24 protein-coding genes and 2 pseudogenes are annotated in these 21,214 nt (G+C 70.7%); 12 read left to right on the top strand and 14 right to left on the bottom strand.

Annotation, left to right across the window (positions count from 1 at the left end; translation table 11 throughout):
- Positions 1 to 17: 17 nt before the first annotated feature.
- Positions 18 to 125, top strand: a pseudogene (locus AB0I66_RS07235) (alpha/beta hydrolase fold domain-containing protein); the annotation flags it as partial.
- A gap of 47 nt (positions 126 to 172) precedes the next feature.
- Complete coding sequence (locus AB0I66_RS07230; protein ID WP_363206768.1) at positions 173 to 952, top strand: NAD(P)-binding domain-containing protein; 780 nt, start codon at positions 173 to 175, stop codon at positions 950 to 952.
- A gap of 96 nt (positions 953 to 1,048) precedes the next feature.
- Here AB0I66_RS07230 and AB0I66_RS07225 read toward each other — a convergent pair whose 3' ends face one another.
- Entirely contained in the window at positions 1,049 to 1,450 is a 402-nt protein-coding gene (locus tag AB0I66_RS07225) for a nitroreductase family deazaflavin-dependent oxidoreductase (protein WP_363206767.1), read from the bottom strand.
- Between the two features lie 300 nt (positions 1,451 to 1,750).
- On the opposite strand from AB0I66_RS07225, the gene AB0I66_RS07220 reads away from it, so the two are divergent.
- A complete protein-coding gene (locus AB0I66_RS07220; protein ID WP_363206766.1) occupies positions 1,751 to 1,942 on the top strand; it encodes a hypothetical protein in 192 nt (63 codons plus the stop codon).
- A gap of 123 nt (positions 1,943 to 2,065) precedes the next feature.
- On the opposite strand, the gene AB0I66_RS07215 is transcribed toward AB0I66_RS07220, so the two are convergent.
- From AB0I66_RS07215 to AB0I66_RS07200, 4 genes are all read right to left on the bottom strand, one after another.
- A complete protein-coding gene (locus tag AB0I66_RS07215) occupies positions 2,066 to 2,560 on the bottom strand; it encodes a MarR family winged helix-turn-helix transcriptional regulator (RefSeq protein WP_363206765.1) in 495 nt (164 codons plus the stop codon).
- Entirely contained in the window at positions 2,557 to 3,039 is a 483-nt protein-coding gene (locus AB0I66_RS07210) for a MarR family transcriptional regulator (RefSeq protein WP_363206764.1), read from the bottom strand. Before AB0I66_RS07210 ends, AB0I66_RS07215 begins: the two co-directional genes overlap by 4 nt.
- Positions 3,040 to 3,148: 109 nt before the next feature.
- Positions 3,149 to 4,504, bottom strand: a complete 1,356-nt coding sequence (locus AB0I66_RS07205; RefSeq protein WP_363206763.1) for an AMP-binding protein — start codon at positions 4,502 to 4,504, stop codon at positions 3,149 to 3,151.
- 156 nt (positions 4,505 to 4,660) lie between these two features.
- The gene (locus AB0I66_RS07200) at positions 4,661 to 5,308 is read right to left on the bottom strand and encodes a helix-turn-helix domain-containing protein (protein WP_363206762.1); all 648 of its coding nucleotides are present in this window, start codon (positions 5,306 to 5,308) and stop codon (positions 4,661 to 4,663) included.
- A 234-nt stretch (positions 5,309 to 5,542) separates the two neighbouring features.
- On the opposite strand from AB0I66_RS07200, the gene AB0I66_RS07195 reads away from it, so the two are divergent.
- Positions 5,543 to 7,141, top strand: a complete 1,599-nt coding sequence (locus AB0I66_RS07195; RefSeq protein ID WP_363206761.1) for a GMC oxidoreductase — start codon at positions 5,543 to 5,545, stop codon at positions 7,139 to 7,141.
- A 21-nt stretch (positions 7,142 to 7,162) separates the two neighbouring features.
- On the top strand, positions 7,163 to 8,512 hold the full coding sequence (locus AB0I66_RS07190; RefSeq protein ID WP_363206760.1) for a lipase family protein: 1,350 nt from the start codon (positions 7,163 to 7,165) through the stop codon (positions 8,510 to 8,512).
- A 39-nt stretch (positions 8,513 to 8,551) separates the two neighbouring features.
- On the opposite strand, the gene AB0I66_RS07185 is transcribed toward AB0I66_RS07190, so the two are convergent.
- Positions 8,552 to 8,956, bottom strand: coding sequence for a MerR family transcriptional regulator (locus tag AB0I66_RS07185; protein WP_363206759.1), 405 nt, complete (start codon positions 8,954 to 8,956; stop codon positions 8,552 to 8,554).
- Positions 8,957 to 9,004: 48 nt separating this feature from the next.
- Between AB0I66_RS07185 and AB0I66_RS07180 the strand changes: the two genes are divergently transcribed.
- A complete protein-coding gene (locus AB0I66_RS07180; RefSeq protein WP_363206758.1) occupies positions 9,005 to 9,889 on the top strand; it encodes an NAD(P)-binding domain-containing protein in 885 nt (294 codons plus the stop codon).
- Between the two features lie 30 nt (positions 9,890 to 9,919).
- On the opposite strand, the gene AB0I66_RS07175 is transcribed toward AB0I66_RS07180, so the two are convergent.
- Complete coding sequence (locus AB0I66_RS07175; RefSeq protein WP_363206757.1) at positions 9,920 to 10,804, bottom strand: ANTAR domain-containing protein; 885 nt, start codon at positions 10,802 to 10,804, stop codon at positions 9,920 to 9,922.
- A 258-nt stretch (positions 10,805 to 11,062) separates the two neighbouring features.
- Between AB0I66_RS07175 and AB0I66_RS07170 the strand changes: the two are divergent.
- Positions 11,063 to 11,283: pseudogene (locus tag AB0I66_RS07170) on the top strand (CBS domain-containing protein); the annotation flags it as partial.
- 323 nt (positions 11,284 to 11,606) lie between these two features.
- On the opposite strand, the gene AB0I66_RS07165 reads toward AB0I66_RS07170, so the two are convergent.
- From AB0I66_RS07165 to AB0I66_RS07155, 3 genes are read right to left on the bottom strand one after another with little or no spacing between them, the layout of a single operon-like run.
- Positions 11,607 to 12,044, bottom strand: coding sequence for a glutaredoxin domain-containing protein (locus AB0I66_RS07165; RefSeq protein ID WP_363206756.1), 438 nt, complete (start codon positions 12,042 to 12,044; stop codon positions 11,607 to 11,609).
- A gap of 57 nt (positions 12,045 to 12,101) precedes the next feature.
- Positions 12,102 to 12,602: a hypothetical protein gene (locus AB0I66_RS07160; RefSeq protein WP_363206755.1), complete on the bottom strand. Its 501-nt coding sequence runs from the start codon at positions 12,600 to 12,602 to the stop codon at positions 12,102 to 12,104.
- Positions 12,603 to 12,654: 52 nt separating this feature from the next.
- Complete coding sequence (locus tag AB0I66_RS07155; RefSeq protein ID WP_363206754.1) at positions 12,655 to 13,254, bottom strand: helix-turn-helix domain-containing protein; 600 nt, start codon at positions 13,252 to 13,254, stop codon at positions 12,655 to 12,657.
- 147 nt (positions 13,255 to 13,401) lie between these two features.
- On the opposite strand from AB0I66_RS07155, the gene AB0I66_RS07150 reads away from it, so the two are divergent.
- Positions 13,402 to 14,847, top strand: coding sequence for an amidase (locus AB0I66_RS07150; protein ID WP_363206753.1), 1,446 nt, complete (start codon positions 13,402 to 13,404; stop codon positions 14,845 to 14,847).
- On the opposite strand, the gene AB0I66_RS07145 is transcribed toward AB0I66_RS07150, so the two are convergent.
- Positions 14,844 to 15,929 (bottom strand): helix-turn-helix domain-containing protein, encoded by a 1,086-nt coding sequence (locus AB0I66_RS07145; RefSeq protein ID WP_363206752.1) that lies wholly within the window; start codon positions 15,927 to 15,929, stop codon positions 14,844 to 14,846. The two genes, AB0I66_RS07150 and AB0I66_RS07145, sit on opposite strands and share 4 nt — an antisense overlap.
- Positions 15,930 to 16,192: 263 nt before the next feature.
- Here AB0I66_RS07145 and AB0I66_RS07140 point away from each other — a divergent pair, with 263 nt between their 5' ends.
- The 4 genes from AB0I66_RS07140 (at position 16,193) to AB0I66_RS07125 (ending at position 18,658) form a co-directional block, all read left to right on the top strand.
- Positions 16,193 to 16,771 carry a hypothetical protein gene (locus tag AB0I66_RS07140; RefSeq protein WP_363206751.1) on the top strand — a complete coding sequence of 193 codons (579 nt, stop codon included), beginning with the start codon at positions 16,193 to 16,195 and terminating at the stop codon, positions 16,769 to 16,771.
- A 99-nt stretch (positions 16,772 to 16,870) separates the two neighbouring features.
- On the top strand, positions 16,871 to 17,548 hold the full coding sequence (locus AB0I66_RS07135; protein ID WP_363206750.1) for a helix-turn-helix domain-containing protein: 678 nt from the start codon (positions 16,871 to 16,873) through the stop codon (positions 17,546 to 17,548).
- 32 nt (positions 17,549 to 17,580) lie between these two features.
- Positions 17,581 to 18,069 carry a DUF3291 domain-containing protein gene (locus AB0I66_RS07130; protein WP_363206749.1) on the top strand — a complete coding sequence of 163 codons (489 nt, stop codon included), beginning with the start codon at positions 17,581 to 17,583 and terminating at the stop codon, positions 18,067 to 18,069.
- Positions 18,070 to 18,151: 82 nt separating this feature from the next.
- The gene (locus AB0I66_RS07125; protein WP_363206748.1) at positions 18,152 to 18,658 is read left to right on the top strand and encodes a polyketide cyclase; all 507 of its coding nucleotides are present in this window, start codon (positions 18,152 to 18,154) and stop codon (positions 18,656 to 18,658) included.
- A 98-nt stretch (positions 18,659 to 18,756) separates the two neighbouring features.
- On the opposite strand, the gene AB0I66_RS07120 is transcribed toward AB0I66_RS07125, so the two are convergent.
- The 3 genes from AB0I66_RS07120 to AB0I66_RS07110 form a co-directional block, all read right to left on the bottom strand.
- Positions 18,757 to 19,728, bottom strand: a complete 972-nt coding sequence (locus AB0I66_RS07120; protein ID WP_363206747.1) for a SigB/SigF/SigG family RNA polymerase sigma factor — start codon at positions 19,726 to 19,728, stop codon at positions 18,757 to 18,759.
- Positions 19,729 to 19,763: 35 nt separating this feature from the next.
- Positions 19,764 to 20,708, bottom strand: coding sequence for a VOC family protein (locus AB0I66_RS07115; protein ID WP_363206746.1), 945 nt, complete (start codon positions 20,706 to 20,708; stop codon positions 19,764 to 19,766).
- A 141-nt stretch (positions 20,709 to 20,849) separates the two neighbouring features.
- Complete coding sequence (locus AB0I66_RS07110) at positions 20,850 to 21,146, bottom strand: hypothetical protein (RefSeq protein WP_363206745.1); 297 nt, start codon at positions 21,144 to 21,146, stop codon at positions 20,850 to 20,852.
- Between the last annotated feature and the right edge of the window lie 68 nt (positions 21,147 to 21,214).

Below are 21,214 nucleotides of genomic sequence, written 5' to 3'. Positions count from 1 at the left end.
TGGCCGGCTGCCGGAGGGCGCTCGTGGTGGTGCCCACGCGCGACCCGCCGGCCGATCACGGCCGCCGTTACGCCGAACGCCTGCAAGCGGCCGGGACACCTGCAAGGCTCACCGAGTACCCGGGTGTGCTCCGCACCGCCCTCGCCACGTGACCGGACAGGAGAAAGACGCAGTGAAGAGCATCGGCATCATCGGGGTCGGCGAGATCGGCCGGGCCATCGTGACGGGTCTGTGCGACACGGGTCTGCGTGACGGCGCCGAGAAGTCGCCGCAGGTGTACCTCTCCCCGCGCGGGGCCCGCACATCAGCGGAGTTGGCCGCGCGCCACGAAGGCGTACAGGTCTGCGCCGACAACCAGGAGGTGGTGGACCGCTCCGAGGTGGTGATCGTCGCCGTACGCGCGAAGGACCGGCACGAAGCACTCGCGGGCCTGCGCGTGGACGACGGCAAGACGGTGATCAACGTGATGGCCGGCGTCGCCAACGACGACCTGCGCCAGACACTCGCCACCGACGCCGCGCTGGTGCGGGCCATCCCCCTGCCCTCCATACGCGAACGCCGCTCCGTCACCGTGACGTTCCCCTCCCACCCGGTGGCGGACGCGCTCTTCGAACGGCTGGGCGGGGCGCAGCCGGTCGCGGACGAGGAGGCCTTCAACGTCTTCTCCGCGCTGACGGGGACGCTGACCACCCACTACGCCTACCTCGCCACGCTCACCTCGTGGGCCGTCGGCCACGGCATCGCCTCCGACGACGCCGACCGCTACGTCCGCGGGCTCTTCCAGGCCGTCGGCCGCGCTCTGAGCGACGAGAGCCGCACCCTGCACCAACTCGCCGCCGACCACGAGACCCCCGGCGGAAACAATGAACGCATCCGCACCACCTGGTTCGACCCGGCCAACTCCGCAGCGCTCGACAAGGCCTTGGACGGCCTGCTCGCCCACTTGAGGTAGCCGGGGACGGACAGCAGGGGGATACGTAGGAAAGACCGGGCCGCGCCCGCGCGTCTCCGGCAACTCGCCTACGTATCCGCCCTGTCGGCCCGCGCCTCAGACGCGTTCCAGGACCACCACCGGGATCTGCCGGTCGGTCTTGGTCTGGTACTCGTCGTAGGCCGGCCAGGTCGCGGCCATCGTCCGCCACATGTCCGGCTTCTCGTCCGGCGTCGCCGTACGCGCACGGGCGGTGTAGCGGTCGCCCTTGATCTGCACCTGCACCTCGGGGTTCGCCTCGATGTTGCGGAACCACAGGGGCGGCTGGTCGGCTCCGCCGTTGGAGGCCACCACGAGCACGTCGTCGCCGTAGGGCTGGTAGATCAGGGGAGTGCTGCGCTGCTCACCGCTCTTGCGGCCGACGGTGGTGAGGATCAGCACCGTGGTGTTCTGCCAGTCGTGGCCCACCTCGCCATCGGTCTCGACGTAACGCTCGACGTGCTCTTTGCCGAACAGCATCTGCTGGCTCCTTCGTGTGCTCGTTGGATCGTGCGTGTTCTGCCTGCGCCGACCATCTCTTCATGGTCACTCTGCGGTTTCCCGCCAGCGTGGCCGCGAATCGGCGCGCCCGGCCTCACGACACCCCGGCGAGGGCCACAATCACCCTCGAACCGGCGGGTCGGCGCGGGAAGGCCCCCTTCTACCCACTCCTCCCCGGCTGAAGACAGCACACAGGGAACTTCAGGCGTATGGACGGCTTGCGGAAGCAGTGCGATCACGCCCCCAATACCCCTGCCCTCAGGCCTCGTTGAGCGGAACATGGACGATGACACGCGAGACACGCATCTCGCGCAGCCCCAAGGTCAACTCCTCACCGGCGCCTACTGGTTGGACTCCCTCGTCTACGCGGGAGACGCGTGCATGTGGTGCACGCAGGCGACGCGCGACGAACCCGGCAGGACCCGGACCGGCCAGGAGTACGGTCACGGCCTCACCGCGGGGACGCTCTGACCTGCGAGAACAAGGCGAAGAACACCGTGCCGTAGCGGCGTGGCGGCCGCCACCCGAACATAGGCGCGGTTGTACTCGGCCGCCCCGGCCCGGTAGTAGGTGAGTTGCTCGCCCAGTAAGTCCTCAGGCTTCCGCCAGTTCGGCGTTCGCGCGCTCGGTGACCAGGGTCAGCACACGGCCCGCGACCGCGAGGTCCTCGGCCGGGATGCCGGTGTACAGGCGGGCGGCGATCTGTGCGGCTTCGGCACTGGTGGTGGCGTGCAGTTCCCGTCCGGCGCCCGTCAGGCGGATCCGGGACGCGTCCGCCGGGTCCTTCTCCAGCAGCTCCGTGGACGTCAGCTCCTCGATGACGCCGTGCACGACCGAGTCGTCGACCTTGAGCGAGCCGGTGACGTTGCCGACGAGTTCGTCCTGGCTCATGGGCTCGCCCGCGGTCGCGAGGACCTGGAGCGTCACGTTCTGCGGGAACGTCGTGCCATTGCGGGTCAGCACGCGCTCCAGGAGGGCGCGCGACGCGTAGTGGGCCAGGGCCACGACCCGGCCGTTGGCCGTGGGTGCGGGGGCTGACGCCGGTATGGGTGCGGTGGTGGCTGTGGTGGTGGGCGCGGTGGTGGTCATGTCTGCTCCTCGTTGTTCTCGGTGTGTGGATCAAGAGGTGCGTCGAGCAGGATCGCCAGCTCGCGGGTGAACTGCCGTGTACGCGGGCTGCTTTGCCCTCCGAGCGGTTCGAGCCACTGGTCCAGCAGGCCCTGGACCACCTTGATCGCGCGGAGTGTGACCTCGCGTCCTTGCTCGGTGAGCGAAAGCCGCATGGCGCGTGGGTCGTTCGGATCGCGGGTACGGGCGACGAGCCCGGCGGCTTCCAGGGCGCGGGCGAGCTTGGAGACGTACAGCGCCTCAAGCCCCGTGTGGTCGGCGAGCTGACGCTGGCTGGGCTGCTGCCCGGAGCGCGACATGCCGTACAGCGACGCCATCAACGCGTACTGCGCATGGGTGAGGCCCAGGGGCCCGACCGCCCGGTCGACGGCCACCCGCCATTTCATCGACAGGCGCCAGACCAGAAATCCCGCTGTGGCGCCCTCAGTTGATGTACTCACAGCAAAGTACGGTACATGGCTACTATATCCATGGCTACTATTTTCCTGCGACTCAGGACCCCAGGGCTCAGCACCCGGGCTCAGTACCCCGGTGCTCAGTGCCGCATCTCTAGGCGTGGTCCTCGACGACCAGATGTCCGTCTTCGGTGAGGCGGGCGATGTGGCCGGACTTGAGGAAGCCGTCGGAGGTGAAGGCGCGGGCGTTCTCCTCGGGGGCTTTGTAGTAGCCGCGCGGGGTGCAGGGGCCGCGTGTCCAAAGCTGTCCGGGAGTCCCTGTCGGTACGTCGGTGCCGTCCGGGGCGATGATGCGGATCTCGTCGTCCGGCGAGAGGGGGCGGCCCTGTGTATGACGGATGGCGTCGTCGGTGTCGGTGTCGGTGTCGGTGAGACGAGTGAGGGACAGCAGTCCCTCGGCCATCTCGAAGACTTGCTGGACATGGCAGTGGAAGGTCGAGCGGACGCGGGCCGCGAGGTCGGCGTCGAGCGGCGCGCCGCCGACCTGGACGAGGCGCAGGCTGGAGAGGCCCTGTCCGCGCGGGACGTGAGGGAGGGTGTCGAGCCACAGCCGTGCGTCAGCGGGGGTGAGCGAGGTGACCGTGACCTTTTCCGTCTCGATCGCGCGGAAGGCCGCTTCGGCCGCATGCGACGTGCCGGCGGGCTCGTCGACCAGTACGACGGTGGCGCCGACGGCGAGGGCTCCGGCGATGCCCGGGCAGCCGAAGGCGAAGTTGGTCGCGGCCGGGAGGGCCGCCAGGTAGACGTCCTCGGGGCCGAGGCCGATGAGTTCGGCTGCGGCGCGCGTCTGATACGCGTAGTCGTTGTGGGTGCGCGGGACCAGTTGGGATGCGGCTGCGTCCGACGGCAGGAGGAACGCGACGTCGTTCGGGTCGTACGGGCGGTCCGGGTCCCGCGGGGCGTCCAAGGAGTTGAGGGGGAAGAACAGACATCCGCTGGGGGCGGTGGAGAAGCCGCCTTGAGCGCCGTCGGGGCCGTCGAGGGTGAAGGCGCGGCGCAGACGCGGGTGGTCGTCGCTGAGCATCGAGACCATCTTGGCGTGGTCGAAGCCGTGGTGGACGCCAGGTCCCACGTACGCGGCGGCTTCGGTGACCTGGGCGAGGTGCCCGATCTCGTCGGCGCGGAGGGAGGTGGGCGCCGGCACCGGGAAGGCTCCGGCGCGCATGAGGGCGTACACGGCGATGACGAACTCGGGCACGTTCGGGAGCTGGACGATGACACGGTCGCCCGCGCGGACGCCACGGAGTGTCAGCCCGGCGGCCATGCGGTCGACGCCGCGGTTCAGTTCACGGTAGGTGAGGCGACGTTCCCCGTGGACGAGGGCGGTGCGGGTGGTGTGGATGCGGGCGTGCTCGGCGAGGAGTTGGGGCAGGGCGGCGCCCCGGTAGTAACCCCGGTCGTAGTGGCGGCCGATGGTCTCGGGCAGGTGCGGGGTGCAGCCGTCCAGCATGGTCCAGACTCCTTCCGGGCGCGTGACCATGTGGATCACGGCCGCTCACACTCGCATGCCGGATGCGGAAGCAACAACCAGCACTTGTGCGCCACGGCCCCGGGGGCGTCGTCTCTCGCCTCCCGTCGGATAACGGGGCTGTGGGGCTGTCGAGCCTCAGTAAGGCAGTCCCTCCGCCGCCGCATGCAGGGCCGCGAGCAGGCATGCGGTGATTTCCGCGCCGGACGCCTCGGGGTCGTCCGCGTACCGCTGGGCGAAGTCCTCCGCCGCCGCGCGCAGCGCGCCGTTCAGGGTGGCCGCGTGGACCTTCACGCTCAGGTCGTCGGCGTTGCCGCCGGACCGCTGGGCAAGGAGCCTGCCGAGTACGGGCAGGGCCTCGTCGTGGGCCTGGAGCCAGACGGAGCGCAGGGCCGGGTCGGTGGAGGTCATCCGGATCAGGTCGAGGATGACGGGGGTGTCGGCGGGCAGCTCGCCGATCCGGCAATACTCCGTGAAGAAGTCCAGCAGGCTCATGTCCGGTGGCCAGTGGCGCAGTTGCTCGACCGCGAAGTCCAGTCCGGCCGAGAGGAGGGGCAGTACGCAGCTCTCCTTGGTGGGGAAGTGGCGCCACATCGTGCGGGCGGAGATTCCCACTGCCTGCGCTATCTGTTCCCCTGTGGTGGCGGTGACGCCTTGTGAGGTGAACAGGCGGACGGCCTCACGGGCTATCTCGAAGCGGAGAGCTGCCTTCCGCCGTTGGACGAGCGACGGTCTGACGTCGGCTTCCGCCGTCCGCCAGCGCTCTGTGAATGGCGCCTCGCGCACTCTCGACTCTCCTCTGCCTGGATCACGGCAGCATAGCGAGCCACCAGATGACTCACGCAGACTCCTTGTCACAGACTGACACCCAGCCTTACTCTCCCGTAAGTAACCAGCGGGTAACCCGCGTTGGTCTCTATGTCATGTGCGCGTCAAAACATGCGCCGATGTGCACGCGCCATCGACGAAGGCGCCTCCTCCCTCCTCCCTCCTCACGCCCCGCCCGTCAAGGAGCCGCTCATGCCCCCGCCCAGCAGACGAGCCCTGCTCACCGGCGCCGCCGGCCTCGCGGCCGCGAGTGCCCTGCCGTTACCAACCGCCTCAGCCGCGCCGGCCGCAGTACGCCTGACCCGGGAAGAACACCGGGTCGTCATCATCGGCTCAGGCTTCGGAGGAGGTGTGGCGGCGCTCCGCCTGGCACAGGCGGGCGTGCCGGTGACCGTGCTCGAACGCGGCCGGCGCTGGCCGACGGGGCCGAACGCGGAGACGTTCCCCAGGGTGTCGGGCCTCGACAAGCGGATGCTCTGGTACGGCACCCTGCCGGCCGCGGTCAGGCCCCTCGCCAGGCTGCTGGGAACCCCGCTGAACTTCGCGCCGTACGCGGGGCTCCTGGAACCCGTCCTGGGCGAGAACATTCTCAGCGTCTGCGCGGCCGGGGTCGGCGGCGGATCGCTCGTCTACCAGGGCATGACCCTGCAGCCGTCGGAGGCGGTGTTCAACACCTGGCTGCCCGAAGAGCTCGACTACCGCCGCATGAACGAGATCCACTACCCGCGGGTCGCGAAGATGCTCCAGGTGGCAACGGCGCCCGACGCGCTGATCGCCAGCCGCAACTACACGGCGGCTCGGGTGTTCGCCGAGCGGGTGCGCGGGGCCGGGTACGACCTCGAGAAGATCCCGATGCCGATCGACTGGGACTACGCCCTGGCCGAACTGCGCGGGGAGATGAAGCCCTCGTACACGAACGGCGACTGCGCTCTCGGCGTCAACAACGGCGGCAAGCACTCCGTCGACGTGACCTACCTGCGGGAAGCCGAGGCGACCGGCAAGGTCACCGTCGCGACGCACCACAACGTCACCTCGGTGGCGCGGGCCGCCGACGGCCGCTGGGAGGTGCGGGTCGACCGCACCGACGACTCGGGGCGGGTGCGGGAGCGGAAGATCCTCACCGCGCGCGGTCTGGTCATGGCGGCCGGCAGCGTCAACACCAGCAAGCTCCTCGTGCGCGCGGCGGCCACCGGCACCATCCCCGACCTGCCCGACGGGCTCGGCGAAGGGTGGGGCACCAACGGCGACCGCATCTACGCGTGGACGAACCTGCGGGAGGACTTCGGCAGCGAGCAGGGCGGCCCCGTGGTCTACGGCAGCAAGGCGTGGGAGAACCCCGACACCGCGCACACGATCATCCAGGCGTCGCTGCCGCCCCTGGGCCTCGACACCAGGACGACCATGCTGGTCGGTTTCGGGGTGAGCCCGGACCGCGGCCGCCTCCGGTACGACGCCTCCACCGACTCCGTGTCGCTGCACTGGCCATCGGGTGGCGACGCGGACAGCCACCGCCACATCCACCGGCGGGTCACCGAGATGTCCAAGGGGCTCGGTGTACTCACGGACACCAACTCCCTGGTCAACAGCACCTGGCACCCGCTGGGCGGCGCGGCGATGGGTGCCGTGTGCGACATCGACGGCCGCGTACGGGGCCAACGCGGGCTCTACGTCCTCGACGGCGCGCTCATCCCCGGCACGACGGGAGCGTGCAACCCGTCCATGACCATCGCCGCCGTGGCCGAACGCGCGATGGACGCCATCACAGCCCACGACATCGACTCGATCATCTGAATCCCGAGCGAGGAGCACACCATGAGCCGCAAGAGACATCCTTCGCGCACATCCCGTTCGCTGGCGGCGGGCGTCGTCGTCGGCACCGTCTGCGTGGGCCTGTCGGGGGCACCGGCCACCGCGGCCGACGATGAGCCCGTCGTCTCCCGGGGCGTCACCATCCCCACCTTCTACAACCCGCCCGCCGAACTCCCCGCCGAAAACGGTGCGTTGATCCGCACCGAACCCATGCCGCTCGGGCTGAGCATCCCGGGCCTCGACGGGCGCCCCATGCCGGGCACCGCGAGCCGCCTGATGTACAAGTCCACCGACTCGACCGGGAAGCCCGTCGCGGTGACCGGCGCCTACATCGAGCCCTCGGCCGCCTGGACGAAACCCGGGCCGCGCCCGCTGGTCGCGGTGGCCTCGGGCACCATGGGCCAGGGCGACCAGTGCGCTCCCTCCTTCGCCCTCCAGCACCCCCTGACCCTCAACGGCGAAACCGTGTCCGTGGGGTACGAGGCCTTGGCCGTCTACCGGATCCTGGCCACCGGGGCGGCCGTGGTCATCACCGACTACGTGGGCCTGGGCGCCACCGACCGCGCACACACCTATGTCAACCGGCTCGATCAGGGGCACGCCCTGCTTGACGCGGCCCGAGCCGCCCGCTCGGTACCCGGGGCATCGGTCACCGCGGAGTCCCGCACCGGCCTGTACGGCTACAGCCAGGGAGGTGGCGCCAGCGCGGCGGCGGCCGAACTCCAGTCGTCCTACGCCCCCGACGTCCGCCTTGCCGGGACCTACGCCGGCGCACCGCCCGCGGATCTGACCTCGGTCATGAAGGGCATCGACGGCAGTGCGCTGGCCGGGGCCCTCGCCTGGTCGATCACCGGCTTCGCCCAGGCCGACCCCGACCTGCGCGCGGTCGTCGAGAAACACATCAGCACCGCCGGGAAGGCCGCGCTGAAGGACGCCTCAACGATGTGCGTCGGCGACGCACTGTTCGGCTACGGCTTCACCAAGAGCAACAAGTGGACCAATGACGGCAAGTCCGTCGGGGACATCATCGCCGCCGATCCCCGCGCGAAGGCGGCCCTGGACAAGCAGCGCATCGGCACGCTCAAGCCCAACGGGCCGGTGCGCCTGGCGACGGGCATCCAGGACGACATCGTGCCGCACGGCCAGGCCCGGCAACTGGCCGTGGACTGGTGCCGCAAGGGCGGCAACGTCACCTACGAACCCATCGCGCTGCCGAACCTCGGCGACAAGATCCTCACCAACCACCTCGTGCCTCTCATCACCGACCAGGGCGACGCCATCTCCTGGCTGACCGACCGGATATCGGGCAAGCCGGCGAGTTCCACCTGCTGGAAGGTGCCGCTCCAGCCCTGACCTTGTGGCCGCCCGTCCTCACCCCGGCCGCGAAAGGCCTCAGGCGGGGACGGGCTCCTGGCACACCTCGTCGAAGGGCGGGTAGCTCTCGCTGCCCCGCTCCGCGGCCTCGATGTAGACGGCAAGGGCGTCACGGGACTGAGCCAGGCGGTGCATCTGGTCCTCGAGCCGCTCCAGCCGCGAGCGCATCGCGGTCAGGAGCTCGGAACATCCGGGCAGCTCAGGTGTCTCGCCGACCGCACAGGGAAGTACGTACGCGATGTCCTCGGAGGACAGGCCCGCACCCAGCAAGTGCCGGATCTGCTTCACCCGCAGCAAGGCGCTCTCGTCGTAGTCGCGGTAGCCGTTCGCCCTGCGGTCCGCCTCCAGGAGGCCCTGGGCCTCGTAGTAGCGCAACTGATGGGCGTTGACGCCCGTACGACGACTCAGTTCCCCGATGCGCATCGAACCTCACTTGACCTTCATACCGGTGTGAACGTTGACGATGCTGCCATGAACAACGAAACCGCAGCACCTGTTTCCGTCATCGGACTCGGCCTGATGGGCCAGGCCCTCGCGGGCGCGTTCCTGAAAGCAGGCCACCCCACCACCGTATGGAACCGCACGGCCTCCAAGGCCGACCAACTGGTCGTCCAGGGAGCGCAGTTGGCGCCCACCGTCGGGGACGCCCTCAAGGCGAGCCCCCTGACGGTCATCTGCCTCACCGACTACCAGGCCATGCACGAGTTGCTCGACGCGAGCGATGTCACCCTGGACGGCGCGACCTTGGTGAACCTGACCTCGGGCGACTCGGCCCAGGCCCGGGAAGCCGCCCGCCTGGCCGAGCAGCGCGGCGCGCGTTACCTGGACGGCGCCATCATGGCCGTCCCCCCAGGCATCGGCACCGCCGACGCGGTGATCCTGCACAGCGGACCCCAGCCGGACTTCGAGGCGCACAAGCCGACCCTCGACGCGCTCGGCACCGTCACTTACCTCGGCTCCGATCACGGTCTCGCGTCCCTGTACGACGTGGCGGGCCTGGCCATGATGTGGAGCGTCCTGAACGCCTGGCTCCAGGGCACCGCCATGCTCAGGACGGCCGGGGTCGACGCCGCGACGTACGCGCCGTTCGCGCAGCAGATCGCCGCCGGGGTGGCCACATGGCTGCCCGGCTACGCCGAGCAGATCGACAAGGGGTCCTTCCCGGCCGAGGTGTCGGCCCTGGAGACCGACGTACGGGCCATGACGCACTTGATCGAGGAGAGCGAGGCGGTGGGGGTCAACGCCGAACTGCCTCGGCTGATCAAGGCCATGGCCGACCGCGCGATCGCGGCCGGACATGGTGGCGAGCAATATCCCGTACTCATCGAAGAGTTCGTCAAGCCCCTCGTCGACTGACCGGTCGACCCGCCCCGACGCCTCCGGCCGCTACGGGCGGGAGGCGCGGGCAAGGCGGTGAAGGTCTTCCAGGGCATCGACGACGACGGTGTGCCGGTGCCACTTGACCCAGGTGCCGACGGCGCGGCCGGTGGCCTCCAGGGACTGCAACTGCGCCTGGGTGAAGCCGACCAAGGGCCCGGCGTGATGAGAGGAGATGACACCCTGCACGGTGTCCTGCTCGTCGATCAGCGGAATGCTGTGGCAGGCCCGGCTGCCGGCCGCGAGGATCACACGCCGCGTCTCCTCGTCGAATCCGGCCGACAAGGCCACGTCCTTGACGGTGACCTGCTGGCTGGCGACGGCCGCCCGGGAGCAGGAGGTCTTGCCCTCGACGAACGCGAAGAAGTCGGTGAACTGACGGGGCAGGCCCGTGTGCCTCGCCATCCGCAGGACACCGTCCTCGATCAGCTGGACGTTGCCCATGTGCGCACCGGTGATGTTCAGGACGCGTTGCAGGGCGGCGCCGAGGATCTCGCCCTGGTTGGCGGGGTCGAGCGTGCCCGCCTCAAGCGTGGTCAGGTCGGGCGCCGGCTGGTGTGGCCGTCCGCCGAACCACGACTTGGCGCCCGGCGCCGGCCCCGGCGTCCGGGCCACCGCGGCGGCCATCTGGTGCAGCTTGATGTTGGCTCGCTGGGACGCCTGGCGCAGCAGCGCGAACGCCGCCTCCGCGTTCTCCAGGCGATACCGCTCGACCAGGACACCCTCGGCCATGGCGATCCTGGGGCGCGTACGCGCCTGGACCTCAAGGCCGGACACCTGGCCGCGCAGCTGCTCGGCGGTGGCTCTCAGCTCTTCGGTCTCGGCCCTGAGGGCGGGGGAGTCGTGGGGCGAGGGCTGGTCCTCGGGCGGGGGCGCAGAGGGAATGTTCGTCATGTTGTCTCCCATGGCGGCACCCTGGTCCGCACTCCTCGTCGATCGTGAGCAGCGCGACGTCGCTGACGCCGCCCACCCCAGCCCCGTTCGCTGAAGCGGACCCCCGCTCACACACCAGGGGTGACCTTAACCCGAGGTGTGGATGATGTGACGACCGGCCCCGGAAGTCAGCCGCGTGCGGTGACGGTTGGGGGTGATGTGCCGGATTTGGGCATGGGTGCCTCCGGTGCCTCCGGTGCCTCCGGTGCTTCCACGCGCGCGTCCGTCCTGGCCGGTGAACTCGCCCAGGGTGAGGCCGTCACCATCGGCGCCGACGGCAGCGCGGACGAGATCGTGGCGACCATGACGCAGCACAAGGTGCGGCGGCTTCCCGTGATCGACGGCGCCGGTACGTCGGCATGGTGGCCCTCGCCGATGCCGCCCGGGCCCTGCAGGACCTCAAGGCCGGGCAGCTCCTCGACGCGCTCTCCACCGACTGACACCGGCGCCGCCGGGGTCGACTGGGGCCGCATCGCCGACCACGCGGCCCCAGCCTCCGCCCTCCGTGCGCGGCGGCGAGGCAACTCCCGCGACCTCGCACCGCCGGGGGCATTTCGCGCGAGAGCCGATCGAGGGGGAGCCTCGGTCCTCGCACCCCCGGACGCTGCCGCACTCGAGCGGCGGCGGCCGGGCACTCACAGCGTCCCACCGCGAGGGCGGCCTGTCCCCATGCCGGTCCAATCCCGAACGAGTCGCCCTCGAACCGGCGTCGGGGGTCCCTGCCCGGCAGGGCGCCGCCCCCCGTCACGGGAGGGGGGTGGGATTACGGGGAAGGACGTACCTGCTCGCGTACCCACGCGGGATCAGGGTTGACGTGCGCCTGGCCCGCCACAAAGACCGTCGGCACGGTCTCATTGCCCTCGTTGACCGCCCGCACCGCGGCGGCCCCGGCCGGATCGCGCCAGATGTCGACCCAGTGCACCTGACGGGCCCCGAGCCCCAACCGGATGCGCAGCCGCAGACAGTACGGGCAGCCCGACCGCCAGTAGACGATCGGCCGGCCATCGGCCTCGGCGCGGCGCTGTGCCTCGAGCGCACCGGTCGACTTCGGGAAGAACAGCGGCGAGTGCACCCCCGCGAGCAGCACGAACACCAGCAGGAGTGCCGCGGCCGCGCCGGGATTGCCCCCGGAGGCCAAGCCGGCCGCGGCGAATGAGCCGCAGATCATCAGCAGCAGGGGAGTAATCCAGGCGCGCATCATGAGAACGCAGAGTAATCGCGGGCCGAGGTGCCTCGACAGTGCCCCCGTACGAGGGCGTCACTCAGGATTCCGCCAGCGCGGGGCCTGGTCGTCAGGAGTGTCCGGTGAAGCGAAGTGGAAGGGCACGCCGAGGTGATCGGCCAGCGCTTGGCCGGCCTCGGTGGCAGCGTCGGCGGGGGAGCGGTCGGGAAGGTGATAGATGACGGCCAACCGACCCTCTCCCTGCGGTTCGTCCAGGACCGCGAACAGATCCACGAACCAGTCGTGCACGGTGTCGCCGTCCCAGAGTGCCTCGACGGCGACCACGCGACCGGGGAGAGCCGCGGCGCGGGCCGCGAGTGCGGGTGTGTCCAGCGGGTCGGGGGGCGTGCGCCGCACCTGGTCGCCGAGAGCCTCGTACCGCGAATGGACCACAGATTGCGCCTCAAGCAGCCCCAACCCCACCGGGCGCAAGGCTTCCCAGACGGACCTGACCGCTGCCATCCGGCGGTCACGCAGCACGTCGGCGTCAACCTCGCGGCGGGTCTGTTCCGCCAACTGACCCCACCAGTCGCTCACTTGACCACCACCCCGTACGCCATGGCGGGTGTGGGAGGCCGAGTGGCCGTCATCATCGAGACCGCCGCTCGTCGACGATCCCCTCGATGCTTCTCATCAGCCGGTCACCCGTCAGGTCGATGCTTCCGTTCTGCGTGCTGACCTGCGCACCTTCGAGCAGGAAAGTGATCTCGGCCGCGGTCTGCACGGGATCGGGCAGCCCGGCCTCGGTGCACATCCCGACCAGCCTGCGGGTCTGGTGCGCCTTGTGCTCCTCGATCACCCGCCGCGCGGGATCGTCGCGATCGGGCAGCTCGGCAAGGGAGTTGATGAACGGGCAGCCCCGGTGCGAGATCGCGGGCAAGCCCTCGGCGATGAAGCGGGCCAGACCCAGGATCTGCTCCCTGGGGCGGCCGGGATGCGCCGCCTCGACCTGGTCGAAGGCGGCCTGGTAGTCGGCCGCGACGATCCGCAGCCACTCCGCGACCAGTGCGTCCTTGGTCTCGAAGTGCCGGTAGATCGCCATCTTGGTGGTCTCGGCCCGCTCGGCGACGGCCTGGACGCTCACCCGCCGGATCCCCTCGCGCTGGAAGAGCTCCTCCGCCGCGTCGAGGATGCGCTCGCGGGGCGGCAGTTTCGCCACCCTGCTCGGCCTGCCGGCGGTCGATGCCATGACTACTCCGTGACGTCCGGTCAGTTGTGGGGCGTCGGAGCCCACATTGGCTGCCCCATCCCCTGCTACGGTACCAGTCCGTTCCGAACGATACCGATGGGTATCATCTGGAACTCAACGGTATCTTTTCTTCCGCTGGGAGTGACAGTGAAAGTCAGCGAGTACGTGAACTTCGACGCGGTAGGGCTCGCGCGCCTGGTCGCCGCGGGTGAGGTGGGCCCGGCCGAACTGGAGGCGGCCGCACGCGAGGCCGCGCGGGCGGTCGATCCGCGGATCAACGCCGTCGTGGAGACGTGGCCGTCCGATGACCGCCCCACACCCGGCAGCTCACCGCTGGCCGGAGTCCCCTTCCTGATCAAGGACATCGGAGTCTCCATGGCAGGCAGGCGCACGGAGCTGGGGAGCCGCCTCGCGGCCGGCAACGTCGCCCGGGCCGATTCCTTCCTGATGCGTCGCTTCCGCCGCGCGGGCCTCGTGACGTTCGGGCGCACCGCGACGCCGGAGATGGCGTACAGCATCACCACGGAACCCAAGCTGTACGGGCCGGTCCGCAACCCATGGGACCTGGAGCGCAGTGCGGGCGGTTCCAGCGGGGGTGCGGGCGCGGCCGTCGCTGCCGGAGTGGTTCCGCTCGCGCACGGCACCGACGCCGCGGGCTCGCTTCGTGTCCCCGCGGCCTACAACGGGCTCTTCGGTCTCAAGCCGACGCGCGGCCGGGTCTCCATGGGCCCCGACGCTGACGAGGTCTTCAACGGCCTGGCCGTGCAGGGCAGTGTGAGCCGGACCGTACGTGACAGTGCCGTACTGCTCGACCAGATACGCGGACCTGAGCCCGGCGACCCCTACTGCGCCCCGGAGCCGGCCCGGCCCTACGCGGAAGAAGTTACCCGCGACCCGGGCATCTTGCGGATCGGGGTCCTCGGCCAGGCGTGGGGCGGGCGCCGCACGACCCCGCCGGTGGCCGACGCTCTCGCGCGGACCGTGCGTCTGCTCGAAGACCTCGGTCACCGGGTGGAGGAGGCCGAGGTCGGCATCGGGGTCGACTGGGAGGAGTTCGTCCTGGCCTGCGCGCGCCTCATGACGGCGAATCTCACCGCGTTGGTGGACGAGCTGGCGGCCGCCTTCGGCCGGCCCGTCGACACCTCCACCCTCGAAGCGGAGACCCTTGCCGGCTACCACTACGGGCAGCGGGTCACCGGCACTCAACTCCTCGGCGCCCTCGCGCTCCGCAACCGGGTCGCGCGCAGCCTGGCACGGCACTTCGACGCGTACGACGTGCTGCTCACCCCGACCTTGCCGGAGCTTCCCATGCCCCTGAGCGCCCAGGGCGAGGGTGCGCGGATGCTTGACGGCCTCGGCTGGATCGACCGGCTCAACGACCGTTCGCCGTTCACCCTGGCGTTCAATGTGGCGGGCACCCCCGCCATGTCCGTGCCCGTGACGGCCGACATCGGGACGGGGCTGCCGGTCGGCATGCAGTTCGCCGCCGGTTACGGACGCGAGGACCGACTCTTCCGCCTCGCGGGACAACTCGAACAGGCAAGCCCGTGGTCGGGCAGGGCCCCGGGGGTGTGGGCGGGGCGCGCGTCCTAGCGGAGCACGGCGGAGAGCAGGTCCGAGCCCAGTGTCGCCATCGCGGACACGTTCAGGGTGTAGTGGATGTAGCGGCCCTGACGGCGCGCCGTCAGCAGGTCGGCGCGCCGCAGTACGGCGAGGTGGCGGGAGACCTCCGGGGGCGTCAGCTCCCATATGTGGGCCAGTTCGCCGGTGGTGTGCGGGCCGCGGGCCAGGGTGCGCAGGAGGCGCAGCCGTACCGGGTGGGCGAGCGCCTCCAGCCGTAGCTCGACCGTTTCCAGGGGCACCGGCTCCGGCGGGTTCGGTTCGGCCACCGGGTACTGCACCACCGGCTGCCATCCGGGCGCGTGGACCACCACCAGGTGCGGGCTGCCGAAGACGCTGGGGATGAAGGTGACCCCGGCGCCGTGGGCGGCGGTTGATTTGTCCTGCAGCTTGTCCACGGTGATGCGGGTCCCGTCGGGCGCCAGCGCGACGGCGCCGGAGACCGAGGCGAGTGCCGCGCCGATGCCCTGGTGCTTCAGCAGGTCGTTCTTCAGGCGCAGATCGGCGGCAAGCCGTTCGGCCACGCCGGTCCAGGCGGCGTCGAAGAAGGCCGCGGCACACTGTTCGAGGGTGTGACGCACGCGCGCCCGCACGGCGGCCGGGTCCGCGAGCAGCCGTTCCGCGAAGGCCCCCTGCCGGGCGCCACGAGCTTGGGCCAGGTCGAGGGCCCGCTCGCGCGCCTTCGCGTCGGTGAGCGGTGAGGGCGCGGTGCAAGGGGCCCGGTTGCCACCGCACGTGGTGGCGAGCGCGGCGGTCACGTACGTCTCGTCGTCGAGCCGGTCCACGTCGTCCAGTTCCTGGCAGAGGGCCGGCCGCGGGCGGGCGGGGAACAGGAAATCGGCCTGGGAGGAACGCCAGAGGAACTCCGCCTCCCGCAACCGCTCGGCCAGCTCCGGTCGCAGCCGGGCCCGGACGTCCGCGACCCAGTCGGCGAGATGCGGGTGGTGCCCGGGGGCGGCCAACGCGTGCAGCATCGCGGTGAGTTCGGCCAGCGGAGACGCGGCGAACCGCAGCCGGTCGGGCGGCAGGCCGGTGATGTCGATGCGCAGCGTCATCCGCTCATCATCGCTGGCCGGACGGCCCGTGACGGCGTCGGTTGACGGACTTCGTCAACTGTACGGAGTCACCGTGCCCGCAACTATTCGTGACGACGCGTCGACTCAGCGCTCCGACGGTCCTTAGGATGTCGATCATCGATGTGGGGTGACGGACGGGGTGGGTTGTGAACGACGTTCCATACGCGGCGTGGCCGCGCATCGGGGGACCAACTCCCTGGACTGCCCTGGACGATCACCTCCTTTACACATGCCACGTCGTCATGGACCTCACGCAGGGCAAGCTCGGCGAGAGGCCGCCGGTGCCTTCGATGGCCCGCCTGTCACCCGGCGAGACATCGGTGGCCGTGGGGCCCGCGTCCCGGTCCACTTGGCGTGCTGTCGGGGACGGCTCGTACGCGTACAACACGACGCTGGCCGTCGGGCGGCCCGGATTCGTGATCGGGAGCATGGTCGGTTCGGCGCTCGGCAACGCGGCCCGTCGGCGTCAGGCGGCCGCGGACGCCCGGCCGCGCTGGGTGGCCGACGGTCATGGAGAGGTGACGGTCACCGACCGCCGGGCCTACTTCGGACATCCGCAGAGCTCGCTGGACCTGGAATGGGGCGGCCTCGACACCGCGGATCTCGTCGCACCCGAAGTCTTCCGGTGTTCCTTCCGGGACATGTACAACGGCTCGCCCCAGCTGATCCAGCTCCACGGCCCATGGGCATCGCTGATGTTCGTCCTGGCCGCCCACGCCGCTTTCCCGGCTCACCCGAGGCTCCTGGGCGGGAACTGGCTGCCGCCGGACTTCGAGACCAAGTGCCGGACGTACGGTCGGACGTGCCCTCAGGTGCGCTGAGCCCGACCGTGCCCTCAGGTGCGCTGAGCGCGAGCGCGGTGCTCGGCTCGACGGCCACGGCTTTCTATCTCCAACCTGTGTTGTTCCTAGAATGGCCGGGTGGAGGACATCGATGCGATCGCGGTGCTGCAGGATCCTGTGCGGCGCCGACTGTACGAGTACGTGGCGGCGCAAGGCCGGGAGGTAGGCCGGAACGAAGCCGCCGAGGCGGCGGGGGTGGCGCGCACGCTCGCCGCGCACCATCTGGACAAGCTGACGGACGCCGGGCTGCTGGAGAGCGGCAGCCGCCGCCTGACGGGGCGTTCCGGGCCGGGCGCGGGGCGTCCCGCCAAGGTCTACACGCGGGCGCCGGGCGAACGGTCGGTCTCGCTGCCCGCCCGCGACTACCGCACTGCCGCCGAGCTGCTCGCCGAGGCCGCCGAGCAGGCCGGACTCGATGCCGGGCTCTGTGCGGCCGCGCGGCGCCGGGGCGAGGCCCTGCGCGGCGCGGCGACGCCCTGCGGCGGCCTCGACGAGGCCATGGAGATGCTGGCCGCACGCGGCTACGAACCGCACCTTGAGGATGTCGAGGGGCCGGAAGGCGGGGCGCCGGTCGTTCGCATGCGCAACTGCCCCTTCCATGCCGTGGCCGAGCGCTTTCCGCCCCTCGTCTGCGGAATGAACCTCGCGCTGCTGGAGGGGCTGCTCGGTGCGGACGGGCCCGTTCACGCTCGTATGGACGCGCGGCCGGGGGAGTGCTGCGTGGTGCTCGACTCTTCTAAAAACAATGACGATTGACATAGAAAAGCCGGGCGTGCTGGGATGAGGCCATGACCGCATCCGAGCATGCTGCCGCCCACCTCGCCGAGCTCAATGTCGCCACGCTCCTCCACCCCTTCGACGACGAGCGCATCGCGCCGTTCGTCGAGCTGCTCAACCCCATCAATGCCGCAGCCGACGACGCCCCCGGCTTCGTGTGGCGGCTGGTGGAGGAGGGCGCGGCCGACGCCACCGGCATGCGCCCGGCGGGCGAGGACGTCATCGTCAACCTGTCGGTGTGGGAGACCCAGGAAGCGCTGTGGGACTTCACCTACCGCAGCGGGCACCTGGAGGTGATGCGGCGGCGCCGCGAGTGGTTCGAGCGGCACATCGAGTCGCACATGGTCCTGTGGTGGGTTCCCGCCGGCCATGTGCCGACGGTCGGGGAAGCCCTGGAGCGGCTGGCCGACCTGCGGGCGCACGGGCCGTCGCCGCGCGCGTTCACCTTCGCCTCGTCCTACACCGCGGCCGAGTCCGTGGGGGCCGCGGCGGTGGTGTAGGCCGGGCACCGATGAGTTCCGCCTCGCCGGGTGGTCTGCATGGGGGGAAGCACCCCTTCCGCGTCCGCGGAGGCCCGATGAGATGACGAGGAGCGTGCACATCGTGGACCAGGAGTACGTGAGCGCCACCCTGACCGTCGAGGCGCCCGCCGCCGAAGTGTTCGCGGTGCTGGCGGACCCGACGACGCACGCCGCGATCGACGGCACCGGATGGGTCCAACAGCCCGTCGACCGCGCCCCGTTGACCGAGAAGGGGCAGATTTTCCGGATGGCCATGTACCACCCCGACCACCCGGACGGTGACTACCAGGTGGCCAACCAGGTCGAAGTGCTCGACCCGCCCCGGTCCATCAGCTGGCTGACGGGTGAGGAGAAGGAAGGCGGCCGCCTGGAGTTCGGCGGCTGGATCTGGCGCTACGACCTCGCGCCCCTCGGCCCGGCCGCAACCGAAGTCACGCTCACCTACGACTGGACGGCCGTGCCGCAGTTCATCCGGGAGTACCTCGAGTTCCCGATGTTCGGCCCCGATCATCTGACCAACTCACTGCGGCACCTGGCCGAGCTGGCCGCCCCGGCAACGCGGCCCTGACCGGCCACCCTGCCAGCCCCTGCCGCCCTGCCGTGTGGACCCAACACCTGGGGCCGGGCAGTCATGCTGCCCGGCCCCAGGTGCTGGGTTGTTCCCGCCTATTCGTGGCACAGGAGGCCGGTGCGCAGAGCGGCGAGCGTGCTCGACAGGAGGCGTGAGACGTGCATCTGGGAGAGGCCAAGGGCGGCGCCGATCTGCGCCTGGGTCATCTCCTGGCCGAAGCGCATCTCGATGATGCGGCGTTCGCGTTCGTCGAGACCGGCCAGCAGCGGCGCCAGGGCGTGCAGATCCTCGAACACCGCGATGGCCGGGTCCTCTTGGCCCATGGTGTCGGAGAGGGAGCGGCCGTTGGTGGGGGCCCCGCCCTCCTCGCCCTCGCTGCGCGGGCTGTCCAGTGACCCGGCGGCGTAGCCATTGGCCGCCACGATCACTTCCAGGACCTGTTCCTGCGTCACCGCGAGCTCGGTCGCGAGCTCCGCGACCGTCGGTTCGCGGCCGAGCGTCGAGGACAACCGCTCCTGGGACTTGACCAGTTGGAGGCGCAACTCCTGCAGTCTGCGCGGTACGTGCACGGCCCAGCTCGTGTCACGGAAGTGGCGCTTGATCTCCCCGAGGATGTAAGGGACGGCGAAGGAGACGAACTCGAAGCCGCGGTCGACGTCGAACCGGTCGATCGCCTTGATCAGGCCCACGGTCCCGACCTGGACGATGTCCTCAAGCTGGCCGTTGCCGCGGTTGCGGTAGCGGCCGGCCACGTAGTGCACCAGGGAGAGGTTCATCTCGATCAGGGTGCTGCGCGTGTAGAGGTAGGCGGGGGAGCCGTCCTCAAGTGTCCGCAGCTCCTCGAAGAAGAGCTTCGACAGCTCCCGCGCGTCCTTCGGCGCGACCTGGTCGGCTTCCTCGATCCACGGCAGCCCGTCACGCTCGCCCCGCACCCACAGCCCATCGCTCTCGCTCCGCCCCCGCAGCCCATCGCTCTTGCCTCGCGCCCGCGGCCCGTCGCTCTCGCCCCGCGCCCACGCGGCCGGCTCGGCGGTTTCGTCCACGTCCGCCGCTGCCTGCAGAAACATCCTCTGACTCCTCGCTCTCTCTCGTTCCGCACTGCTCAGCTCGCGGTGACCGTGAAGGCGTTGCCCTCACGGTCGGCCAGCACGGCCGCGCGCCGATCACGGGCCCCCTCGGGGGGTGCGATGACACGTCCGCCCCAGCCGATGGCCGCCATCGCGGCCAGGTCGACGTCGGCGACGCGAAAGCACGGGTGCCAGCCGGACGGCGTGGCGTCCCTGAACGCGGCGACCGTGCGCAGCCCGTCGCGCACCTCGATCTGCCCGTGGGCGTACTCCACCTCGCAGCAGTCACCCGACGTGCCGGCCCAGTCCAGTACGTCCCCGTAGAAGAAGGCGGCGGCGAAGATGTCCCGGGTACGCAGCTCAAGCCGGGCGACCGGGCCCGCGCCCGCCTTCCAGCGGTCGTCGGGGGCGCGTCGGCGCAGCCCGAACACCGCTTCCTGCGGGCCCGCCGCCACCGCGAGCCGCCCGGTCTCGGTGCTCAGCGGCCCTACGGCGACGGTGGCACCGCGCTCACGCAGCCGGCCCACCGTGGCGTCCACGTCATCGACGCCGAAGTACGGAATCCACCCGGCCGAGCCGCCCAGGTCACACGTGGCCTGGCTGAGGCTTCCCACCGGGGCGCCGGCCCGCAGCGCCAGAAACCGCGCCCTGCCCTGTGGGCCGAGCAGCGGGACGTGGCACCAGCCGAGAACGCGGGCGTAGAACTCCTTGGCTGCCAGGACGTCACCGGAGGCCAGGCTCAGCCAGCACGGGGCGCCCCGCTTCCTGCCCGTGGTTCCTGTGGTCCCCGCAGCGCCCGGCTGCGGAACGTTGGCGTACGGGGCGGTCCGCGACTCGCCCGGCTGCGGGACCAGGCGCAGCCCTCCGGCCCGGCGGAACGGCCTGACGCCGGTCCCCGCGCGCCCCGCCTCCCGGCCCCGGACTCTCGCGTGCGGGGCGGCCCCCTCTCGCCGCTGCTGCTGCTCACGCTCTCTGCTCACACCGATGTCCCTTGGCACAGCGCCCTCTCCCCATCTGGTTCCGGCGGTCTCGCCAGTGGTTCCGCAGACGGGAGGCGCCATACCGGGACCTTCCTCACCCATCCCGGGGACCAAGGGCCTGACCTGGCCGGTGCCAAAGTCTCAGGCAGGAGGCGAATCGCCCCAGGCCGCGCGGAGCTCGGCCACCGCGCGCCGGGCCTCCTCGCGCACACCGGGATCGGGGTGAGTCAGGAACGGCTCGATCGACGGCAGCGCACGCCTGTCGTGCGTCGCCGACAGACTGAAAAGGACGTACTCCAACAGCTGAGGGGCGAAGGCGTCGACAGGGGCGGCCAGCGGAACGAGGACCTCGAAGGGGATCTTGTGACGCGCGCAGGCCTCACCGACGGCGTGCAGGGCGGCCTCCCGCACCGCGTGTTCCGCGTCGGCGACCGCCACCTGGAAGCCGGCCGACGGCTCGCTCGGCGTCGGCCCGCGCCAAGCTCCCCGACGCCAGAAGATCGCCG

The organism is Streptomyces sp. NPDC050439, from assembly GCF_040655335.1.
In the GTDB taxonomy this organism is placed as follows: Bacteria; Actinomycetota; Actinomycetes; order Streptomycetales; family Streptomycetaceae; genus Streptomyces.
Note: the sequence above shows the minus strand (reverse complement) of the source record. Positions and strands in the feature narration are given on the sequence as shown.